The sequence below is a fragment of the Gammaproteobacteria bacterium genome (genome assembly GCA_028819075.1).
Lineage (GTDB): Bacteria > Gemmatimonadota > Gemmatimonadetes > Longimicrobiales > Gaopeijiaceae > BD2-11.
Genome location: JAPPMM010000015.1, coordinates 1 through 22,032, shown reverse-complemented (window position 1 = coordinate 22,032; position 22,032 = coordinate 1). Strand labels below are relative to the sequence as shown.

At 64.1% G+C, this 22,032-nt stretch carries 14 protein-coding genes and 1 tRNA gene; 7 read left to right on the top strand and 8 right to left on the bottom strand.

What is annotated here, in order from left to right:
• The first annotated feature begins 1,266 nt into the window (after positions 1-1,266).
• Together OXU32_02200 and OXU32_02195 are read left to right on the top strand one after the other, a co-directional pair.
• A complete protein-coding gene (locus tag OXU32_02200; protein ID MDE0072780.1) occupies positions 1,267-2,949 on the top strand; it encodes an AAA family ATPase in 1,683 nt (560 codons plus the stop codon).
• On the top strand, positions 2,946-4,238 hold the full coding sequence (locus OXU32_02195; GenBank protein ID MDE0072779.1) for a hypothetical protein: 1,293 nt from the start codon (positions 2,946-2,948) through the stop codon (positions 4,236-4,238). Before OXU32_02200 ends, OXU32_02195 begins: the two co-directional genes overlap by 4 nt.
• A 200-nt stretch (positions 4,239-4,438) precedes the next feature.
• On the opposite strand, the gene OXU32_02190 is transcribed toward OXU32_02195, so the two are convergent.
• The 7 genes from OXU32_02190 to OXU32_02160 all read right to left on the bottom strand — a co-directional run bounded on the left by OXU32_02190 (position 4,439) and on the right by OXU32_02160 (position 13,503).
• On the bottom strand, positions 4,439-4,987 hold the full coding sequence (locus tag OXU32_02190; GenBank protein ID MDE0072778.1) for a hypothetical protein: 549 nt from the start codon (positions 4,985-4,987) through the stop codon (positions 4,439-4,441).
• The gene (locus tag OXU32_02185) at positions 4,984-5,805 is read right to left on the bottom strand and encodes a hypothetical protein (GenBank protein MDE0072777.1); all 822 of its coding nucleotides are present in this window, start codon (positions 5,803-5,805) and stop codon (positions 4,984-4,986) included. The genes OXU32_02190 and OXU32_02185 overlap by 4 nt, the downstream gene beginning before the upstream one ends.
• Positions 5,806-6,003: 198 nt before the next feature.
• Complete coding sequence (locus OXU32_02180; GenBank protein MDE0072776.1) at positions 6,004-6,501, bottom strand: hypothetical protein; 498 nt, start codon at positions 6,499-6,501, stop codon at positions 6,004-6,006.
• Positions 6,502-6,965: 464 nt separating this feature from the next.
• The gene (locus OXU32_02175) at positions 6,966-8,150 is read right to left on the bottom strand and encodes a GIY-YIG nuclease family protein (protein MDE0072775.1); all 1,185 of its coding nucleotides are present in this window, start codon (positions 8,148-8,150) and stop codon (positions 6,966-6,968) included.
• Positions 8,143-10,212, bottom strand: coding sequence for a DEAD/DEAH box helicase (locus OXU32_02170; GenBank protein MDE0072774.1), 2,070 nt, complete (start codon positions 10,210-10,212; stop codon positions 8,143-8,145). Before OXU32_02170 ends, OXU32_02175 begins: the two co-directional genes overlap by 8 nt.
• Before the next feature lie 20 nt (positions 10,213-10,232).
• Positions 10,233-12,971 carry a lactate dehydrogenase gene (locus OXU32_02165; GenBank protein MDE0072773.1) on the bottom strand — a complete coding sequence of 913 codons (2,739 nt, stop codon included), beginning with the start codon at positions 12,969-12,971 and terminating at the stop codon, positions 10,233-10,235.
• Positions 12,972-13,378: 407 nt separating this feature from the next.
• Positions 13,379-13,503, bottom strand: a tRNA-Ile gene (locus tag OXU32_02160).
• A gap of 115 nt (positions 13,504-13,618) precedes the next feature.
• Between OXU32_02160 and OXU32_02155 the strand changes: the two genes are divergently transcribed.
• Positions 13,619-14,617: a PhzF family phenazine biosynthesis protein gene (locus OXU32_02155; protein ID MDE0072772.1), complete on the top strand. Its 999-nt coding sequence runs from the start codon at positions 13,619-13,621 to the stop codon at positions 14,615-14,617.
• Between the two features lie 9 nt (positions 14,618-14,626).
• On the opposite strand, the gene OXU32_02150 is transcribed toward OXU32_02155, so the two are convergent.
• Positions 14,627-16,663, bottom strand: a complete 2,037-nt coding sequence (locus OXU32_02150; GenBank protein ID MDE0072771.1) for a PQQ-binding-like beta-propeller repeat protein — start codon at positions 16,661-16,663, stop codon at positions 14,627-14,629.
• A 206-nt stretch (positions 16,664-16,869) separates the two neighbouring features.
• Between OXU32_02150 and OXU32_02145 the strand changes: the two genes are divergently transcribed.
• The 4 genes from OXU32_02145 (at position 16,870) to OXU32_02130 (ending at position 21,673) form a co-directional block, all read left to right on the top strand.
• Positions 16,870-17,622 carry a PadR family transcriptional regulator gene (locus OXU32_02145; protein ID MDE0072770.1) on the top strand — a complete coding sequence of 251 codons (753 nt, stop codon included), beginning with the start codon at positions 16,870-16,872 and terminating at the stop codon, positions 17,620-17,622.
• Positions 17,619-18,380 (top strand): hypothetical protein, encoded by a 762-nt coding sequence (locus OXU32_02140; protein MDE0072769.1) that lies wholly within the window; start codon positions 17,619-17,621, stop codon positions 18,378-18,380. Before OXU32_02145 ends, OXU32_02140 begins: the two co-directional genes overlap by 4 nt.
• A gap of 862 nt (positions 18,381-19,242) precedes the next feature.
• The gene (locus OXU32_02135; protein ID MDE0072768.1) at positions 19,243-20,379 is read left to right on the top strand and encodes a DUF222 domain-containing protein; all 1,137 of its coding nucleotides are present in this window, start codon (positions 19,243-19,245) and stop codon (positions 20,377-20,379) included.
• Between the two features lie 121 nt (positions 20,380-20,500).
• Positions 20,501-21,673: a tyrosine-type recombinase/integrase gene (locus tag OXU32_02130; protein ID MDE0072767.1), complete on the top strand. Its 1,173-nt coding sequence runs from the start codon at positions 20,501-20,503 to the stop codon at positions 21,671-21,673.
• Positions 21,674-22,032 lie beyond the last annotated feature (359 nt).

Genomic DNA, 22,032 nt, shown 5'->3' with positions numbered 1-22,032 from the left:
AGACTTACGTGATTTCCTGCCGGGATTCAGATCTCCGGTGCTCCGCCTGACCGGCTGGCTCAGATCCGAGCAAGGAGCCCTGCCTGTCGCTCGCGCTGGGAGTGGGCGGAGAGGCCCTGGGGCCGGTGGCGTCGACTGCGACGGTGTCCGACACTCCTGCCGGCCCGGTGGGTTTGTAGGGAGGCGCTGATCGGCCGATGATGGGGCCAGTGTATCTTCGAGCACCCGCGACCATCCCAACCCGGAGGACCACCCGATGACGACATTGAGAGACTCCGCGCCCTGGCCCGCGATCTGGCTGGCGAAGCCTGGGACTACAAGCGCCGCCATCTGGCCGCGCAAGCGCATGTCCGCCGGAAGGCCGCCAAGACGATGATGAAACAACGCGATCCAACGTGAAGATGCCATCTTCGAGGATCCCCAAGAGACGCGGGACACCCCGCCTCGGGATGCCTTCAAGCGTCGAGCGTGACATGTTGCAGGGTCGGCGGGCCACCAGCGGGTTTGTTGAGTCAGGAGCCTTAGAGGAGCGATGACCAGATATCTGGTTCGTGACGCTCGCGGTGCTCGTGGCCGTCCGCGGCTGGCGGGCCCGGCGTCGGCTGCGTCACCAAGCCTGTGACGGATGAGGAGCAGGTCGACGAGGAACGGCAGGCCCGACACGGTTTAGATCGACCGGATGAGGCACGCGAGGTGTGTGCTCCTCAGACAGGCCTCAAACGAACGCGTTTCCGTGGCTACGGCGTCCTCTGCGAACGGACGACATTCAATTCCTCGACTAGAGTGCCGAGCGTGTGGCCGCCTGTGTCGTCCAGGACTTCGGGGTGCGGCACGACAACCTCACGCCTCGTCGACCTCGCGGCAGCCGTGCCCCCTTTGCGGAATCCTGAGCGGACCACGTCTCGGCCCTCCCGGCAGGCCGACCGCCATTATCGAGCGGTGCCAGCTGAACGCTGAGAGCCCACTGCAGGGCGGTCGGACGAGGCTGCCGGGCCCGGGATACGGGAGCCCAAGCCACCGCGTTGTCGGCGAGGTGGTGTTTCTGGGGTGCCGTGCGCATGCGGAAAACTGGCGCAGATGACCTGCCCTCCGCGAGCTTCCGTACGCGTAGCTCGTGCGCAGTCCATCATCGAGACGAATCGAATGATGGCAACCAGGGAACAAAGTCGGCGCGGTTACACCGTCGGGAGAACACCGAGATAAAACATGGATAGATCCGCCCTGTCACCAATCAGGAGGCGCTTACGCCCCGGTGTCGAAGGCCGCATGGCCTCATACCTCGCCACCGCGCGGGAGCGGTTCGGGGAGATCGAGAACGCCGAACGCTACAAGTTGATGTTGGCGGAGAAGCTGGCAGGAGCCCGCCAAGCGCTGCTGCGCGGCGAGAGAGACTGGCCGAAGCAGGTGAAGTTGGCGATCACGCATCAACAGAACAACATCATCAACTGGCGCAATCACTCGAAGTTGACGGGGTGGATAGACGGCAACGTGGCGGAAGCGCATCAAGCGCTGTTTGAAATCTGGTCCGAGGACGACCGCACTCCAGGCGACCGCGTCCGCGCATTCGACGAAAAGCTGCCCTCAAGCGTGTTCTCACGACGAGCTTTGGGCACTCGGCTCAGTGTCGCATCCTATTTCATGATGGGATTGAACCCGCTACGGTATCCGCCGTACCAGCAGACGGCGTATCGAAACGTGTATCAGAAGCTGGGCTACCCGGATTCTTCGGCTGGCGATATCGGGAGTGAGTACGAGCACGCCCTGGCATTCCTTGATGGCGTACTCGATGAGGCACGCAGGCGACGCATGGATAGCCCCCGTACCCGGATGGAAGCTCAATCCGTAGTTTGGCACCTCCGCAGTTGGCACCCACCAAGGCCCAAGCCCCCGAGTCGGCCGCCCAACCCGGTTCGGCACGAATTGAATACGATCCTCTACGGGCCGCCAGGTACCGGCAAGACTTGGCACACCGTCGCTCACGCGGTGGCGGTCGTCGAGGGCCGGAAGGTGGGTGAGGTTATGGAGGACGAACGCGCCGTCGTCAAGAGCCGATTCGAGGAGCTGCGGGCTGCCGGTCGGATCGAGATGATCACATTTCACCAGAACACCACCTACGAGGATTTCGTCGAAGGCATCCGCCCCGTCTTGACACAACCGAGCGAGCGTGGCCCGGAAACCTCGGCGAAGCACGGAGACGCCGGAGAGGTCCGATACGAGCTGTCAAGCGGCGTGTTCCGGCGCATCGCGGAGCGCGCCGCGCAGTACCCCAAGAGGCGCTTTGTGCTCGTCATCGACGAAATCAACCGCGGCAACGTCGCACGGATCTTCGGCGAGCTGATCACCTTGATTGAGGACTCAAAGCGGGTTGGTCAATACGACGAGGCACGCGTGACGCTGCCCGGCTCGAAGACCGACTTCGGCGTGCCGGCAAACCTTCACGTCGTCGGGACGATGAACACCGCAGACCGATCTATCGCTCTGCTGGACACCGCGCTGCGGAGGCGGTTCGTGTTCGAGGAGATGATGCCGGATCCGTCCCACCCCGGTGTCGCCAACGACGTCGAGGGTATCGATTGCGCGAAAGTCCTTGAAGCCATGAATCGGCGTATCGCGGTCCTGCTAGACCGGGAGCACCAGATCGGGCACACCTACTTCCTGGGTGTCGACAGCTTGGATGCGCTCGCCGCCACGTTTCGGAGCCGAATAATGCCGTTGCTGCAGGAATACTTCTACGACGACTGGGAGAAAATCCGCGCGGTTCTGAACGACAACGGACTTGTCGTGCAGTCGAATCCGCCCGAGGAATTGGTTCGATTGGATCTGGTCGATGCGAGTCGGGCCGTGTACGACTTGCTCCGCGCCACGGCCGACAGGTGGACCGCCCCGGGTACGTACCGGGCGATCTACAAATCGACGACGGACGATGGCAGCGTGGCGGAGAACGAATGACAACGCTGACCTTAAGCCGCAGTGCCCGGCGCTCTATGGTGGTTCGAGAGTATCAACAGCTGACCGGTTTGCATGAGGAGGACGAGCGTGATTTGAAGAGCTTGGCAGGGGCGCAACCGACCGATGACGGAAGTCGACATCGGCCCATCCTCTCGATTCGAGACGGTCGCCTCCACGCGCAAAACTACGTCGGGATTATCGAAACGCGCCGAGGAACCGTGATCGAAATCCTGCCGAAGGTCGATTTGCCAGCCCACGGGGACCGCACAGAATCCCTGACCAACACGGACGAAGACACCCGCAAGGTCTTCCTAACCATGCTTCGGGATTGGCGCGGTCTCGGACAAGCGCGCCTTGACGGTGCCAGTATCCGCGCGATCCGCCGCCTCGACATGTTCGAGGCATTGGTCCATCTGTTCTTGACGAGCGTCGTCCGCCTCACGAAACGTGGCCTCGCCCGGGCGTACCGAACTCGGGAGGCGAATCTGTCCTGCCTACGTGGGCGAATCTTATTCCCGATGCACCTCCGCGAGAATCTCGTCGACCGTTCGCGGTTCTACGTCGGCTACGACGAGTTCACCGCCGACCGACCCGCAAACCGGCTGATCCACCTCGCGTTGCGGCGGCTCTCGGCTGTCGTGCGTCATCCTGCGAATCGCCAGCGGGTTCACCAACTGCGTGTCGTGTTCTCCGACGTACCCACTTCGACGAACCTCGCCGACGACTGGACGCGGCATCGAGTAGACCGCTCCATGAGGCATTACGACACAGTGATGCCCTGGATCGGGTTGTTCCTGTTCGGCCACGGTCTCACCACGTTCGCCGGCCCGTATGTGAGCCGTGCGTTGCTGTTCCCCATGGAGGATGTGTTCGAGGACTTCGTCACCGCCGCTTTCCGCCGACATCAGCGGCGTTTCACGGTCCACGCCCAAGGGCCGACTTGGCATCTAGCGACCGACAGTGCGGGGGGGAAGGCCTTTAGGCTGAGGCCCGATGTCGTCCTGATGGAGCACCAGAAGGTCCGATTCATCCTGGACGCGAAGTGGAAGCATCTTGATCCCAGCGCGTCGAACCATGGTGTCCTTGCGGACGACGCGTACCAACTCTTCGCTTACGGAAAGAGATACGGCTGTCAACGCGTCAGCCTTGTCTACCCAGCGACGTTGGCGTTTCACCAGGCGGCCAACTTCCGATTCGTCGGTGATCATCTGGAGATGGCCTGCTTCCCTTTCAACGTGTCCGATACAGAGGGAAGCGTTCACGGACTGATTCGGCATCTGCTGCGCTGACGTTGGGTTGGAGCCTGCCCGTCCCGGAGTGTGGCGACAAAGACTCCATCCGGGGAGTTCGGTAGTAAACGAGCGGGCCAGCGTGCCGGTGGCTCCAACGCGACGGATATCGCAGGGTCCGCATGGCACCTCGCGCAGGGAGGCCCGAGGAGCGCAAGCACTACAATGGGACTAGTGAAGGAAGCGTTACCACTGGGTCGTCACTCGGTTGCAGGGTCCTCCTCGTTCGCCTCGTTGAACGGAGGATCGTCGGGCAGAACGTACCTGTCCTTTCTTCTTCGCGCATCCGTGGCTTTTCCCAGCTTTTCCGATTGAGCTCTGGCCATGGCGGCTGGCAATCCAAAAGACCAATACAATGCCGCCGCCCCGATTCCAAACGTCCAACGTTCAAGCCAGTGTGTGAGCACCGCCTTCGGGCATACATGAACGAGCGTCGCGGTGACGAGAGATGATGTCATGGCAACCAAGTGTGCGTAGAACAGCAACTTGTACCTGCGCAACGCGGCCTGCATTTGCTCTCCGTGTCTCTCGGCTATTCTCGCGTTTCCCGGGTAGAGCAGGGACGGGTCGCCTGAAACCGTGATGAGCGCCATCAGGACGCCGGTCATGACCGAGAATGCGGTCACCATCATTTGCATGGTTTGGATGTTACCACTGGCGAGTGGCCTACCATAGATCATTACAATCGCCAACACAACAACACCAGAGGAGCCAAAGGCAAACCGCGATTTGGAAACAGGCTGGTTCATGTCGCGAGCGCACCCTCTGCGTCTAGTTCCATAAAGTACCGATACAGTTCGTTCCACCCAGCTTCGTGATCTAGGCTGTTTCCTCTCGCCCGCACACGGACCGTCTTGCAGAGCACCAACTCCCTGCCGTTTACCCTGCTTCCATCTGTGGCGCGAAAACTCATGAAATCTTCGTCGCCGTCGTCGGCGATCTTTCGTGCTATATCGGTCAACACTTCGTATTTTCGCCGATAGCCACCTCTGCCTGGAGACAAAACCAGTTTGGCGTTCATTTCGGCGAATTCCTCGATCTCCCTCCTGCTGTCGTCCTTTCGCAACGCGTCGATAAACGGTATCACACGTGCCATGATGCCCTTGGGTCTTTGCAACGCGTCAGCAGTTTGCGCGTACGCGATCACGTCGAATTCAATGCGCTTTACGCCACCGTCCCGGTACAGTTTGTCCAGTGCGCTTACGTTCTCGACAGGTAGCATGGTGAACTCGGCGTCACTCTCGGAAAGGCCGAATCGCGTGCCTATGGAGTCTTGGACAAGAGTACGAAGATACAGGTTCATCGATGACGCACGCATGTTGAAGCCAGACATGAGCAAGCAGTGATTGTCGCGTATCATCATGAGGCCGCTTCGCGTGGCAAAATCCCAATTGGTTCCCGATGGCACGAGGGATAGCTGCTGCCCGCCATGAGGTACTACCGAAGCCTCCTGTCCTCGTGTCCATGCGACAATGTGAATGAAGAGAGCCCCTCTCTTCACCGTCCAATCCCTTACCTTGGCTTCTCCACGAGAAAGCTCGACGATCGTATCGTTGAGGTCGGGCATCTGTTGCCGTAGTCGCTCCAAGACGGTTTGGAGCGTGCGCGTCTGACCTGGCGCCCAGCTTGCTCTCCGGTAAGAGATCGTTCGAGTTGGCTGCCGTTCTCGTTGACTCATCGTGTATTTCTGACTCCTCCCAAGTGTCGTGTTCCTTCTCGCGTTCGCGTTGTTGTTATCCGTCGGCCCGGAGGCCGCGAGGTGGGGCTAGTACCAGGTTCCACCCAGTTCATTGGCCATCACGCGAGCCCCCATTAGGTCTCCCGCCTTGGCGTACCCCTCCAGTTTCGCCAAGCACTTGAACCAATCGTCCATCTCCCAGTCATCGACATCATCCGGCGCCGGAGGCAAGTCAATTCGGAATTGCGACCTCAGCCTCGTGCGGAGTTGGGTGAGATCTCCGATCAACTGGCGCGTCGGATCGGTGAAGCGTCCCCGTAACTCATAGAAATAGGGACCGAGTTCGGCGAACTCGGTTTCGAGCGGGCGTGGGGTAGGGGTCGCAGGAGTGGGATCTTGCCGTTCCTGCCGCAGGATACGCGCCTCCAAGTGACGGCCGTACATCCACAAGCCGATCCCCACCGCAAGTGCCGCGAGGCCGAAGTACTGGAGGTCGCTGAAAAGCAGGTGGGTGATCCCGGGCAGCCATTCCCACCACGTCCGCAGGTCCCCCGGCACTCCGGCAAGTCCGACGATGGTTAGCACTATTCCAACCACAGTTCCCGCCCGCCCCAATCGGGCGGGGCGGTTGGTCACGGACAGGTTTGCTCTCAGCGAGGCCATTGCTTCCCCCTCAGGATCCAGCCGGCCGGGCGTCGCTCTTGCCGACCAGGCGACCTGGCGCGCGAATCGAGTCCTCGGAGTTCGGGGTCGGCACCAGCTTCTGGAGCCGGAGGGCCGCCGCCCACCTTCCGGCTCTTCTGCTAGTGGCCGCCGAAAACCTGAAACTGTCTGAGACGCGCCACGGACGGGGCGAGACGACCGGACCGGGACGTCCGTGGGGGCCGTGGCGGCGCCGCATCGCGGCTGTCCAGTCCGCGTCTGGCTTACCGGTGGCGTGGAACTCGCTGGCGCCCCGACTCGCGACTGCATGGGTGGTATGGGCTCGTGATCTGTGAATGGATCGTAGGTTGCTCTGGCGCATGCTCTTGATTCGCATCGGAACACCCTCAGCCGACTAGCGACGCGGCGTTCGCGTCATAGGCATATCGTGTGATGGTGCCCTCTCTGATTCTCTCTACGGCCTGGTCGATGACATCGAGGGGCACAAGAAACCACTCGCGCGGGGATACCGGGTGACCGAAGCGATCTTGGATCTCGATGTCGAGACGTGCGGGGTGGAAGAGGCGGTGAATGATGTTCTCCAGCTTGCCGCGGTTGATGTTGTAGAGCTTGTAGGTGGCGACGATCTCAACATCCGCCATTAGGAAGGTCGGTTGGAGCCGTGCGCTCGCGATGCGTTCCCGAACCCTGCCGCTCGTGACGCCGATCTTATGGACGAGGTCGCGATGTTCTGAGATGAATGGAAGATTCGACTTGCTGCGCAGCACGTAGATCGTGCCGCTCGCCTCGTCGCCGTCCGCGGCGTGATCGGCGAAAAGCGGTCCAGCCGTTGGTTCAGTGATCCGGCGGCCCGCTGGATCCTTGTGGAGCGCCCGCTGAAGGGAACGCCGGAGCAGGTTGCTTTCGGTGCCGTTGTCGAAGATCACGCGGAGGCGCGCGTCCTTGTCACCGTACTGCTGGGTGAAGACCGGTCCCATGTTGGCCACGTAGGCCTTCTGCCCACCCACGATGAAGAACCGGCCGGGCTCGATCTCCGCCTTCCGTTCGAAGGTCCGCGTGTCGCGAATGCCCGCGTCGATCTCCTTCTGGACCTGCTCGAAGAGGGGTCGGAACCGGTCGAAATCGTCGCATCTTGTGCGATTCCCGATCTCTTCGGCTGCCCGCTTCTCGGCACTCGACCGTACGTGGCGAAGTTCGGTGATGTCGGACTCCCTAGCTGGGACGCCAAGCTCAGCTAGGAGTGCGTCGTCATCTACGACATCCAGAAGCGCCGTCGACTCTTCGACGCCACTGCCCAGCAACCCCTGCCGGTCCAGCGGTGCGAGTACCTTCCGGCATTCGTGATTCTTGCGGATCCGATCCAACCGCACTGCATAGACTCGTTCGAAGACATCAAGGTGCTCGCCAGGGGCTGGAGTACGACCGTGCCTATCCACGAATCTCTGGATCTCCTCGAAGCCCGCAATGATCCGCTCTTCCCGGGGCGTGTGGGGACGAGTCTTCTTGGATCCGACCTTGATACCGAGCTCGTCCAGCAAGGCCGCGTCCTGCTCGGTGAACCCCTTAGGCACCGGCTGCCTCCGCCGCCATTCGGGCGAGAAAGGCCACACCCTCGGCCATGCGCTGCTCCCAGGGATCCGGCGCGGTGATAGAAGGCAGGCGGCCGCGCTCACGCTTGAACCGGAGGGCGCGCCTCGCGAGGTCCCGAGCCTCATCAGGCGTGATCCGTACCTTCTTCGCCGTGATCACGGCGGCCACCTGCTTGAGGCGCTCTTCGTTCATCGCCTTCGCAAGGATCGCGTAGGCCTCGCCGAACGGATTGATCCGGTCGATCAGGTCGATGTCGAGATCCCGAACATCCATGACGAACCGCCGCACGCCGTCGATCAGGGCGGTATTCGCGCTGTTGCTAGATTCATCGTCCTTGTCGCCTTCGCCATCTTCCACCGTTGCTCGCTTCGCTTGCTGTGTCAGGTTGAGTGCTGCGATCGCGTGCTCGCGCACCGCTTCTTGGTCTTCCTCGTCGAGTTCCGGGAACTTCCCCTTGACGATCTTACCCATCCGCACCTGCGTCAGCTCCTCGGGTACGAGGTCTTCGTCGAGGAGTCCGCGTTCTACCGCGACCCTGTCTTGCATGAACGCCGTGATCACTTCAGTGAGGTCTTCCGCGCAGATGCGCTTTGCCGCCTCACTCTTCGGTTCAACAAGCCCCTTGATCTCGATGGTGAGTTCCCCATTCTCTTCGTTGACCCCCACATTGCACCGGTCTGGATCGTATCCCTCGTCGCCGTAGTCGAGCCCTTCGACCGGCCTGCTCGCATCCGTCTTCGCCGTGAAGTTGAAGCGTGGCGCGAGCACCTGCTCCATGAGGAGGCTCGCGGCGATCGCCTTGAGGGTGTCGTTGACGGCCTCGGTGACGGCCTCCTCCGAAGCATCCGGTTCGGCGATCAGATTCGTAAAGCGAGCCCGGGCCTTCCCCGGGGCGTCGCGGGTAGCGCGACCGATAATCTGCACGACCTCGGTCAGGCTGGACCGGTACCCGACGGTCAGCGCGTGATCGCACCAGATCCAGTCGAAGCCTTCCTTCGCCATCCCAAGTGCGATGATGATGTCCACATGGTCGCGGTCGCCGTTCTGCCGGGGATCCCGGAGTGCTGCGGCGACGCGATCCCGGCGTGCGGGGTTATCGTCGACGAGGTCCGCGATGCGGAGCAGCCGCCCCTCGGCGGTCTCCACCAGTTGGAATCCCGTATCGGGATCCGCCCCCTGCCACTCGCCCAGTTCCTCGAGGATGTGCTCGACCTCGCGGATTTTGTCCTTCGTGCTCTCTCGTGAGTTGACGTTCGGGATATGGATGATCGTCTTTTCGTTCGGGTCGAGGACGCTCAGGATGTCGTCGGCGTAGTTCCCCGTGTAGAAGAAGTAGCCGATGTCAAGACGCTTGAGATGCTCGTAGCCGTTCAGTTGCTCGTAGTACGTATAGGTGACGGTTTGGAACCGTTCCTCGTCCTCGGGCATCAGTACGGGCTCGGCATCGCCTCGGAAATAGGACCCCGTCATCGCCGTGATGTGAACTTTGTCCCGCGCCATGAGCTGCCCGACGTGTAAGCCGAGCTTGTTGTCCGGATTTGCTGAGGCGTGGTGGAACTCGTCCACCGCAATGAGCCGGTTGTCGAATGCCTCTACGCCGAACCGGTCCATGGCAAACCGGAAGGTCGCGTGTGTGCAGACGAGCACCTTGTCGTTACCATCCAGAAAAGCCTTCAGCGACTTGACCCTGCCCCCGTCCGTTCCGGGCGCGCTGCATAGGTTCCACTTCGGCCGGACGGTCCAGTCCGCCCAGAAACCGAAGCGGCTGAGCGGCACGTCCGCGAAGCTTGCACCGATGGTCTTTTCGGGGACGACGATGACCGCTTGGCGTAGGCCCTGGTTGGCAAGCTTGTCGAGCGCGATGAACATCAACGCCCGGCTCTTCCCTGAGGCCGGGGGTGATTTGATCAGAAGATACTGCTCTCCCCGTTTCTCCCATGCCCGTTCCTGCATGGGGCGCATGCCGAACTCGTTCGACTGGGTGGTGCGTCCAGTCTGGGCGTAGCTTACGGAGACGGATGGAATGCTCTTGGTGGTGGTCATTCGAATAGCTTCGTGAGAGTTCAGTTGGCCATGTTGGTGTAAAGCGCGAACAGCTTCTCCAGCCGCTCGGAGTCGTTCCTGAAGCGCCGGCCGATGTAGATGCGCTCCAGCACTTCGTCGTTTCGCTCGTGAGCGGCCTGCAGATTCTCTGGCATGCTGTCCGCAGCATAGAGAGCAGCGATTGTTGCGGGGAAATGCGCCTCCCGTGCCAACAGAATGTTCTCGGCGCAAGCCGTTAGATCCCTTCGGTTGTTCTCCGTGAGCATCGGTACGGGGAAGGTGTTCCAGCCTAGCGTGTTCGAGTAGCGGTATCGCGTTTCGAGCTTGCCACAGACAGTGGCGATCCAGACTAGATGGAGGCGAGAGGCAATGAGTGCCAGATGCCAGAGAGGGGCATCGAAGATAGCAGCGGCAGAGTCACCAATTATCGTACCATCTGCGATGTACCCGACAGGCAGATACCGTCGGCCCTCGGAGGAGTGCCTGGGGACGACGATGGCGGTCTCCGAGCCCGATTGCCTCACCTCGCCAAATCGATGTGGCGAGTCGGCCAGTTGCCTCGTAGTCTCTCGATCAGAGGCTGCCCGCTTCGCCCGAACCGCTTCGAAGCGGGCAGCAAGCCACTCGTTTTCCGTGGCCTCGGAGAGTCCTTCATCGGTGACCCAGATGCATCTGCGTTCCGAACCACGGATGAACTCCTGAGAGCCCACGAACGAGCGAATGAAGCGCAGATTCACCCCATGACGACGAATCGCCTCCTCCGAGTCGGGCCGATCCAGCAGGAGGTTGCCGTCGTCGTTAGGCATGTTGCCAAAGCTCATTTTGGGCAGTTGCGCCAACGGCTTCCTGCGGGGACGCACCAAGACATCGGGACCAGGCACGAGGTAGGGACTGATGTTCCCCGTCGTGCGGACGGTTGCCTCCCCGTCGGTTCCATCGGCATACAGCCGACGAACCGAACCGGGGCGGTTTGACAGCCCCACAATCACCACCGTCACCCCGGCGTTGTGGCTCGCGAGATTAGCCCACTTGAAGCTGGTGTGAGCGAATGCGATACTGTGCCCGGTCCCGGAGACTAGCGGCCAGAGCGTCGCCACTTGGCGTCCCTGACAGACCGAATTCGTAGCTACGAAAGCCGATGCTGCTGGGGTCTGTGCGCCGTAGTCGGCTGCCTTCATGAACCAGCCGGCAACGTAATCGAGTGATTTCCACCTCTTGGTCCGACCCTCGAATACGCTCTCGAGGTCGGCCTTCTGCTGCGCAGTCTGCCCTTGGCTCCCGAGATAAGGCGGATTCCCACAGATAAAGGTCTCCCCACCTTCATTCTCAAAATCGATCTCGGCCTGGTTGAGCGGAGTGTGGAAAAGGTCGTCGGAAACGAGTTTGACCCCGGTTCCTGTGGGGGGACAAACCCGGCTCCAGTCGAGCCGCAGGGCATTCGCGCACGTGATCCAGTTCGCCTTGTCGAGCGGCAGAACCACCGCCGCAGCTTCCTTCTGTCCGAGGTAGTTCACGTTGCACTGGTACTCGGCGATGACGAGAGCAAGACGTGCGATTTCGGCCGAGAAGTCACCGATTTCGATTCCACGGAAGTTACTGATTGGGATGGCGGAACGGCGCTCGCTCTCCCCTCGGCGCCTGTTGATTTCCGCCTCGATCGCCCGCATCTCCTTGTACGCGATCACGAGGAAATTACCGGAACCGCACGCAGGGTCGAACACGCGGATCCGCGCCATTCGTTTTCGAAGACTCAAGAGCTTCCGACCGTTATCGCCGGCAGCTTCCAGCTTTTCGCGCAGATCGTCGAGGAAGAGCGGGTTCAGGACCTTCAGAATATTCGGCACGCTCGTGTAGTGCATCCCCAAGTTGCCACGCTCTTCCTCGACCGCGACAGCCTGGATCATCGATCCGAAGATATCTGGGTTGATCTTCGTCCAATCGAGGTTCCCGATGTGCAGCAGGTAGGAGCGTGCGATCCGGCTGAAGCGCGGAGCCTCCGTAGAGTCCGAGAAGAGTCCTCCGTTGACGTACGGGAACCGCGCGGCCCAGCCGGGAGGGCGCGCCGCTGCTCGATCCCGAACAGGGGTTTTCATGGCACGAAAGAGTTCGTCCAGTACGTCGTGAGTGTTGGATCCGTCAGGGTCGCTCATTTGGGCGAGCGTATCCGTGAACGACGCTTGATCGGGGAAGATGTCCGTGTCCTCAGCGAAGAAGCAGAAGATGAGCCGTGCCATGAAGTGATTCATCTCATGACGCCGACTCGGAGCCTCCCAGTCGGGATTCTCCTTCAGGAGCTCGAGATAGAGCCGATTCAGTCGACCCGTTGCCTTGATGTCGAAGGCACTCTCGCGGATCTGCTTGACGGTAGTGATTCCGGCCAGTGGCAGGAAGAAACCGAAATGCTCGTGGAGGTCGGCGTACTCGGACACGACGATGTCACCGCTCTCCAGATCCTCGGCATGGAACTCTCGTCCATCCGTCGCCAAGACGAACTTCGCCTTGGCTCGGGCGGTTTCTGGACTCGCCCTCAGGGCGTCGAGCGCAGCGGGGGTTTCGCCTGGCGGCGCGATTTTCATGTGGATGTGGCTTCGCTGGAGGACCCCGCCGATGTCGGATCGATTGGTGGTGCCGGCGCGGAGCCGCTTAATGGTCGTCTTCTTGTTTCCGAAGGCCTCCAAGAAGGCGAAGGGAAACTCCGCCGGATCGAAAGGACTTGCCGAGAGGGCGGAGACGGCCTCTTCAATCTCTACGGCATTCATCTGTCAGCCCGCATTGCCCCGTGCCGATGGTGGATTCCAAGCAACATCCGCAAGATAACATGGACGGCATGCTGCACGCCGAGGCCCTCCGTAACGCCCCGGTGGCCCGCTCGAATCAGGATGCGACTCGCCGCTACAGCCTAGCGCGAAGTGGGGTACAGGAGTGCCGCGATGACCGGATTGCGGGTGAGACCATCGTATCGTCATGGTCCGACAAACCATCCATACCCTGGCGGCGATCTCATGACGACCATTCGAGAAAACCCGCCTCCTGGCTGCGAACTGACTCCGTGCAGAGTGCCATGCCGCCGGAACAAGGCCCATGCGAAGGGCAGCGTCAACGGTCCCGGTAAACTCCCGCCATTCGACCCGGTTTTCCCGCTATTCGAGGACGACAGGCACCCGTATGGTGCCCCACGGCAAGAACGGCAGATCGTGCAGTCCTGTAATAATTTAGACGGTTTCTTGCCGGGATTCGCGCCATCTGAGGGACACTTATCAGGCGTGCGCTCTAACCAACTGAGCTACAGGCCCGGCTGACGTCTCCGTCAAACCCCTTACGGAGAGCCATGGGGCGTGTAAGATAGTGTCGCCGTCCGTCTTCTGGTAGGCGTAGTCTCCAACCCTTGATGCATGGGCCTGCTCACATGGAACTCGACTTCAGAACCCTCGACGTCTTCACGGAGGAGACCTTCGGCGGCAACCCGCTCGGCGTCTTCCCGGACGCGGCACATCTGCCGGCGGAGCTGATGCAGAAGGTGGCGCGCGAGATGAACCTGGCCGAAACGGTGTTCCTGGGACCTCCGGAGACGCCGGAGGGGACGGCGCGGGTGCGCATCTTCACGCCCGAGGTGGAGGTGCCGTTCGCGGGGCATCCGACCATGGGTGCCGCGATCTATCTGGCGAGCACGCAACCGGTTCGGCGAGGGGCCGGCGTTCGGCGGACCGGGGACGGACACGCCGAGCTGGTGCTCGAGGAAAACGTCGGCATGGTGCCCGCATCGGTGGAGTACCGGCGCGGCCGCCCGGTGTTCGCGCAGTTCACCACGGCGATGCTGCCGGAGCGGCGCGAGTCGCCGCACCCGCCGGAGCAGTTGGCCGCGATGGTCGGCCTGGAGGCGGACGATCTCGGGGGCGATCGTCCCCGCCCCCTCACTCCCGCCATGATGTCCTGCGGCCTTCCGTTTCACGTGATCCCGATACGCACCGTCGCCGCTCTTGGCCGCGCCGTCCTCGACATGGCGCTCTGGCGGGACACGCTCGCGGATACATGGGCGCACCACGTCTACCTGGTGTGCCCGCTCTTCGGCGGGGATGTACGGGTGCGCATGTTCGCGCCCGGATCGGGCGTGCCCGAGGACCCGGCCACCGGCTCGGCGGCCGCGGTGCTGGGAGGCTACCTGGGCGACGCCAGCCGGCAATTGAACGGCACCCTCCGCTGGCAGGTCGCGCAGGGCGAGGAGATTCGCCGACCCAGCCTCATCAGGGTCGAGGTCGACAAGGTCGCCGGCCGCATCACCGCCGTCCGGGTTGGTGGCGCCGCGACCTTCGTCAGCCGCGGCACAATGACCATTCCCGGGTCGCCGATCGCTCCCGCGGAAGGCCACCGCGCCTCCTGGCTGGCGCGCTACGCCAAGCGGCTCTGAAGCGTACCCCTACATCGGCAGCCTCAGCGCCACCAGCCGTCCGGGAGCGCCTACCTGCACCACGACGTGCTGCCGGCCCTCGTGGCTGTACGTCATCATTCCGTACTGGCCCGCGCCCGGCATCTCGACCTCGCCCACGAACTCGCCGGTGAGCTTGTCGAAGGCGTTGAGCACCGCCGGCCCGCGCGCTCCTTCGGTCGCCAACAGCAGATCCCCGGCGACGATCTGGATCGAGGAAGCTCCGCTCCCGGCGCGCGAAAGGTCCACGCCCTGGGTGGCCGCATGGTTCGCCACCGCCTCGGGCGCGTCACCCACCGGAATCCACCAGAGCCGCTCGCCCGTGTTCATGTCGTAGGCGGAGATGCGGCTGTAGGGCGGCTTCGGAATCGGCAGCCCCTGCACCCGCGGCAGCGCGCCCCCACGGCCCGCCACCCACTGCGAGATGGTCGTCCCGGTGGTGCGGGGATTGTCAGGCTCGTCGGCATCGATCCCCTGCATCACCATGCCGCCGCTGCAGTTGCGCGAGCTGGCGGCGTAGAGCATGCCCGTGGTCGGATCGAGCGTCGCGGGGTGGGTGATGTTCAGGCCCCCGTAGCAGCGGATGTTGTCCAGTATGTCCTCGTTGTGATCCGGATAGAGCCGGGGCATGAAGGGCCCGCCCACCCGGTACCGGCTCAACACCTCGAGCGCCTCCGCGCGCAGCTCCGGGGTGAAGTCGATCACCTGGTCCTCGGCCAGACCGAAGGGCTCCATGGGCTCGGGCCGGGTCACGTGCGGCTGCGTGTTCGCCGTCCAGTTGCCGGGCACCACGGTCTGCACCACGTCCCGCTCCTCGATGGGCCATACGGGATCGCCGGTCTCGCGGTTGAAGGTGAAGATCTGCCCGGTCTTCGACGTCTGGATCACCGCCGGAACCGCCTCCCCATCCACCTCCAGGTCCACGATGATGGGCACGTTGGGGAGGTCGTAGTTCCACTGGTCGTTGTGCACGGTCTGGAAGTGCCACTCCCGCTCGCCGCTCTCGGCGTTGAGCGCGATCACGCTGGTGCCGTAGAGGTTGTCGCCGGGCCGGAAGCCGCCGAAGTAGTCGATGGTCGGCGGGTTGGTGGGGATGTAGACGATGCCCCGCTCCTGGTCGGCCGACATCGGCGCCCACGAGGACACGTCCCCGGTGTACATCCAGGCGTCGTTCTCCCAGGTGTCGTGGCCGAATTCGCCGGGGCGCGGGATCACGTGGAACTTCCACTTGTGATCGCCCGTGCGCGCATCGAAGGCGAGGATATCGCCGGGCACGTTTTCGATGCGGGTCTGGTTGTAGCCCTGCTCCGCCGAGTTGCCCACCACCACGGTGTTGTTGACCACGATGGGCGGCGAGGAAGTGGTAATGAAGCCGAGTTCGCGCGGGATCCCGTAGTCGGCATCGTATTCGCCCTCGTACGCCTCCCACGGTCCCCAGCCCTCAAGCAGCGGCACCAGCAGATCGACGACGCCGGTCGCGGGGAAGTCCTCGATCGGCACCGGATCGCCGAACCCCTCCAGGTGCCGGCCGGTCTTCGCGTCCAGCGCGTGCAGGAAGTATCCCGGAGAAGTGTAGTAGATGACGCCGCGGCCATCGATTTCGCCGTACGCCACGCCCTTGCCGTAGTTCTGGCGCATCGACCGCTCCCAGCGCGTCGTGTTGGGCTCGCGGTACGTCCAGATGGTCTCGCCGGTCGCGGGATCGATGGCGGCCACGGTGCGCCGCTGTCCCGCCACCGTGTACAGGATGCCGTCGATGTAGGTCGGGGTCGACTTCATCTGCGGGTCGACCTCGGGCCCGTAGTTGTCGGCCCGCCACACCCACGCCACCTCCAGATCACCGAAGTTGGCGGCATTGATCTGGTCGACCGGGGAGAAGCGCGTGCCCCAGGAGTCGGCGCTCTGGAAGCGCCATTCGCCGTCCGGGTTGCCGCGTTCCTGCGCGTGCGCGGGGATGGCTGTCGCCAGCGCAAGCAGCGCCGCCAGGACCAGGCCGGACCCGAAGCTTCCTCGTTGAGTCGATGACATGGTTTCCTCCAGAGGGACGTGCGTCGGTCAACCCTGGCAAATTCGGTATCCGATGGCGTGCGCGCCAGTAGCGGCGACGTGAGCTGGGACCCGGCCGTCCTTGACATGCTATGGCAACATCGATATAGTAGGTATATTGACATTGATATAGCGTGAGCCGGCCCCGTTCTCTGCGGCAGGCTCCTCAACCGCGAGCTGTCGCCATCATGAGCCTCGATCACATCCTCCTCGGCCTGCTGCGCGACCCGGCCACCGGGTACGACCTCAAGAGCGCCTTCAGCGAACGCATCCGGCACTTCTGGTCCGCCGAACTCAGCCAGATCTACCCGGCCCTGAAGCGTCTCGAGCAGCGCCGCATGCTCCGCAGCCGGGTCGAGCCGTCGCCAAAGGGGCCGAACCGCAAAGTCTACTCCCTCACCGACGGGGGCCGCGAGGAGCTGGAGCGCTGGCTGCGCGGCGGCCCCGCGGTCGGCACGGAGCGGTTCGCATACCTGGCCCAGCTCTACTTCATGGACGCGGTCGGCAATCTCCGCAAAACGCGCGCCTTCATGGCGGAGTTGCGGGATCACCTGGCCCGCTGGCTGGCGCAACTCCGGTCGCTCGAGCAGGACGTGATTGCCACCCACGGGGACCCGGAGCGGTACGGCGACGCGGGGTTCCACCGTTTCGCGACGCTTCGGATGGGCATCCACTCCATCGAGTCGAAGGTGGCCTGGTGCGACGAGACCCTCACGGCGATCGAGCGGCGCCTGGCGGCTCGGTCCGGAGGGGCACCGGCGGGCGCAAGTCACCCGCGCGAGTCGGAGGCTGTGGTTGGCGAGGAGGCCCGGGCCGGCGTGCCGGAGGCCGTAGTTGGCGAGGAGGCCGGGGCGGGCGTGCCGGAGACCGTGGCAGGCGTGCCGGAGACCGTGGCCGACGTGCCGGAGGCCGTGGCCAGCGATCGGGAGGGCCGCTCATGACCGTCTTCGACATGACCATCTTCAGCCTCCTTTTTGATGCTCTCCTCCTCGTTCACGTCGTGGCCGGCTTCGTCGGCCTGGTGGCGTTCTGGGTCCCGGTTTTCGCCCGCAAGGGCGGGCGGGCGCATGTGAGGGCGGGCCGCGTCTACGCCTCGTGCGCGTATGTCGTAACGTTGTCGGCGGTCATCGCGGCGGTGGGCCGGATCGTTTCCTATCGGGTCCAGGGCGTCGGCGTTGCGGAGCAACCCGAACTGTACGGGTTCGCGGTTCTGCTGGGCTATCTGGGGGTGGTGACCTTCGTCATGGTACGGCAGGGCCTACGTGTGCTGGCGACCCGAAGGGCGCCCGAGAAGCTGCGCACCGCCGCACACGAGGCGCTGGCGTGGGCGTCGATCTCCGGGAGCGTCATCGCCGTCGGATTCGCGCTGGCGGTGTGGTCCGAAGTTTCGCCGGTCCTGCTGGGGATGAGCCCCATCGGCCTCTTCACGGGACGACGAATGTTGCGCCTGATGCGCGATCCCGGCGGCCAGCGCATGGGCTGGTTCTACAGCCACCTGGCCTCGATGCTCGGCGGCGGCATCGCCTTCCACACCGCGTTCATCGTCTTCGGGGCACAGCGGCTGTGGGCCTACGAGATCGAGGGCCCGCTCGCCATCCTCCCCTGGATCCTGCCGACGGTCGTCGGCGTTCCGGCCATCGTCATCTGGACCCGGCGCTACCGGCGGAGGTTCGAGCGCCGAGCGGGCGCCGCGGCCTGAGGAAACGTTCCCGCGGGAACGCGGGTGCGCACGGTATCCTCCGAATCACACATCCTCCGAATCCCTCATCCTCTTAGTCCCTCACATCCTCTGAATTCCCGTATCCTCATGCGGGGCATCGACGCTGGCTGCGACATCGCCGACGGCAGGAACGTCACCAGCGAGCGAGCCTGGTTCGGCATGAACGCGGAGGAACTCGCCGCCCGCGGCGTGGGCGAGGACCGGATTCACGCTCGCGCATCAGATGTCGCCAGGCGTCCGGACTCCGAGCCGGGTTCGCGGGGCGCCGCTCCGGGTCGACCGCGCCAGCCTGTCCGAATTCGCATGCGTGCGTCCCTGTCCGCCATTGACCTGTTTCGGCGCTCGTTACGCTGGGGATCAGCGCGCGGCCGTCCCGAATTCACATCGGAACGTCCCATACTGCCATTGACCTGGCTCCGCGCTCCTGGCGCCGGGGAACCAGCACTCGGCCGTCCCGGATTCACATGGCGGAGTCCCAAACTGCCATTGACAGCTTTAAGAGCGCGCGACTTGGCCGAGTCCGACGTCGCGGATTCTCCTGCCCGCCAAGAGCTCTCACAGGCTCGCTGACAGCCTTCGTAGCCCCATTCCTGCTCCGAAGGCCTCCCGACCTCACTTCGGCCACTACAGGGCATCCTGAAAGGCCGATTTCGGTGACGTTATATTTGTACGTAAGTCATTGTACAATCGCACGTTGGGAGGAACGATGATCGCATCCGCGGACGCTCTCTACGACATTTGGAGGAAGTCCTCTCCGTGGCCAGCGATGGTACGAGAACCGACTGGTGACCGACCTGCCACCGATGCCATTCCGGCGCCCGCGCGTGCGAGCGCTGGAGTCGTGGCTCGCGACGTCGGCTCTGCGCCCTCCGGTTCCGGTACTCGAGCCGCGTCCCCCGATGCCGCCTCCGCGCCGGCCCATCCCGGGGCCGGCAAGCTCGACGACGACCTCGCCAGGCTGGGTGACCGCATCGCCGAGCTGGCCGCCGGCATCAACGCCGCGGAAGCGCAGATGATGACCCTCATCGCCGACTTCGATCGCCGGGGCGGCTGGAAGGACGGCTTCGGTTCCTGCGCCGAGTGGCTGGCCTGGAAGATCGGCATCAAGATCGGCCCGGCGCGCGAGCGGGTGCGCGCCGCCCGGGCATTGGAGCACCTGCCGCAGACCGCCGGCGCGCTGCGGGAGGGGAGCATCTCGTACGCGAAGGTGCGGGCGCTGACGCGCGTGGCCACGCCCGAGAGCGAGGCGAAGCTGCTCGAGTTCGCGCGCGCGGGCTCGGCGGCGAACCTGGAGCAGATGGTGCGCATGTGGAAGAAGTTGTCGCGCGACGAGGAGTTGACGGCCGAGCAGGCTCGGCACCGCAGCCGAGCGTTCTCGGTCTTCGTGGACGGCGACGGGATGTACGTGGTGAAGGGCCGTCTCGAGCCCGAGGTCGGGGCGGTGCTGATGCGGGCCGTCGAGGCGGCGTCGGATGCACTGTTCCGGGATGAGGGCGGGGCGAACGATGCGCGCCCGGGGGCGAAGGCGCGCGACCCGCGAGTCGAGAAGGCGGACCCGCGCCCCGAACCGAAGCAGCGGCGGGCGGACGCCGTGGGGCTGCTGGCGGAGCGCGCGCTGGCGGCGGGCTTCGGGGGCGGCGAACCGCGCGACTCCCGCAACGGCTCGGAGCCGGACCCGCGGCCGCAGACTCGACCCCGCGTCGAATCCGGCACTCGCGTCGAATCCGGCACCCGCGCGGAGCGCTACCAGGTCATGGTCCACTGCGATGCCGCGACGCTGGCGGAGCTGGGAGAGCCCGGGCGTTCGGATCTGGGCGGGATCCGCGTCTCCGCGGAAACGTCGCGGCGCATGGCGTGCGATGCCGCGGTGGTGGCGATGGTCCACGCGAAGGACGGGTCGATGCTGAGCGTGGGCCGGAGGACGCGCACGATTCCTCCGCACTATAGGCGTTCAGCAAGGTCCCGTAACGTCTCGTAATCCTGATAACCCGTTGTCATTACTTGTGTTGTACATCCATTGACCGTTCAGGCGATTCCGTGTAGTCTTGTTCCGTTAGTGATAACCTATGGTGATAACCAGAATCCACACGGAGCACGCCGTGACGCGACCCAAACGCCTGAGCGCCGCGTTCGTTCGGACCGTCAAGCGACCGGGGCGGTACGGGGACGGTCGCGGCGGATACGGGCTCTCGCTGCTGGTCAAGCCCACCGCCTCAGGAAGGCTGTCGAAGACCTGGGCGCAACGGATGCGGATCGGCGGCAGGCCCTTCAACGTCGGCCTGGGTCCCTATCCGGTCGTGACGCTGGCCGAGGCGCGGGCGAAGGCGCTCGAGAATCGGCGCGCCATCCAGAAGGGCATGGATCCGCGCAGCGGCGGCATGCCGACGTTCGAGCGGGCGGCCGAGAAGGTGATCGCGCTCCACGCGAAGAACTGGAAGGGCGACGCCAGCGAGAAGCAGTGGCGGCAGTGTCTTCGGGACTACGTCTTCCCGAAGCTGGGGCGCAAGCGGGTGGGCGAGATCACGACCGCCGACGTGCTGGCCTGTCTGGCGCCGATCTGGAACGAGAAGCGGCCCACGGCGGCGCGGGTGCGCCGGCGCATCGGCGCGGTGATGAAGTGGGCGGTGGCCAGGGGCTACCGGGAGGACAACCCGGCGGGCGACGCCATCGCGGCGGCGCTGCCGCGGGGCACGCGCCACCGGACGCACTTCCGGGCCCTTCCTCATGCCGAGGTAGGGACGGCGCTTGAGGCGGTCCGGGAATCGGACGCGTGGTTGGGCATCCGGCTGTGTCTGGAGTTCGTGGCCCTGACGGCGACGAGGAGCGGCGAGGCGCGGAGGGCGCGCTGGCCGGAGATCGACCGGGACCGCGCGACGTGGACGGTGCCCGCCGAGCGCATGAAGACCGGGCGGGAGCACCGGGTGCCCCTTTCGACGGGCGCGCTGGCGGTGCTGGAGGAGGCCCGGGAGATCGAGAACGGGTCGGGGTTGATCTTCCCCAGCTTCAAGGGACGGGAGCTGCGGAGCCCTCAGGTGGCGGGGGCGTTTCGGGACCTCGGGATCCCCAGCACGGTGCACGGGCTGCGGAGTTCATTCCGCGACTGGGCCGCGGAGACGGGCGTGGACCGCACGGTCGCCGAGGCGGCGCTGGCGCACAAGGTCGGCGGGGTCGAGGGAGCGTACTTCAGGAGCGACCTGTTCGAGCGCCGGCGCGAGGTCATGCAGGACTGGTCGGCGTATCTGGCGGCCGGGAGAGCGGGCGCGGGGAGCTGATCCGAGCCCGCGACCGGGCTCGGAGGCCGTTTTCGGGACCCACCGCGGGCGTTTCGGGTCTTCTACGGGCCTCAGGATCGCCTGAGATCGACGATCGCTGGTCTCCGAGGGGTACGGGTAGGGTGGAAACCGGGGCGCGGCAGGGGAGCGCCGGGGGTTGCGTACTTCGCCGTCTTTGAGGCGGTCGGCCAGGAGGCCGGGGAGCTTGCCGGCGATGGTCCGGTGGACGCTGTTCCGGACGGTGCCCCGCGAGGCGGTTTCGGCACCGTTCCCAAGGGCTGGCTGACGACCGTTAAGGGTCGTAAGCCAGCACACGCAACAAGATGTATCGGATCCACAACTCGTTGCACCCGATGAGT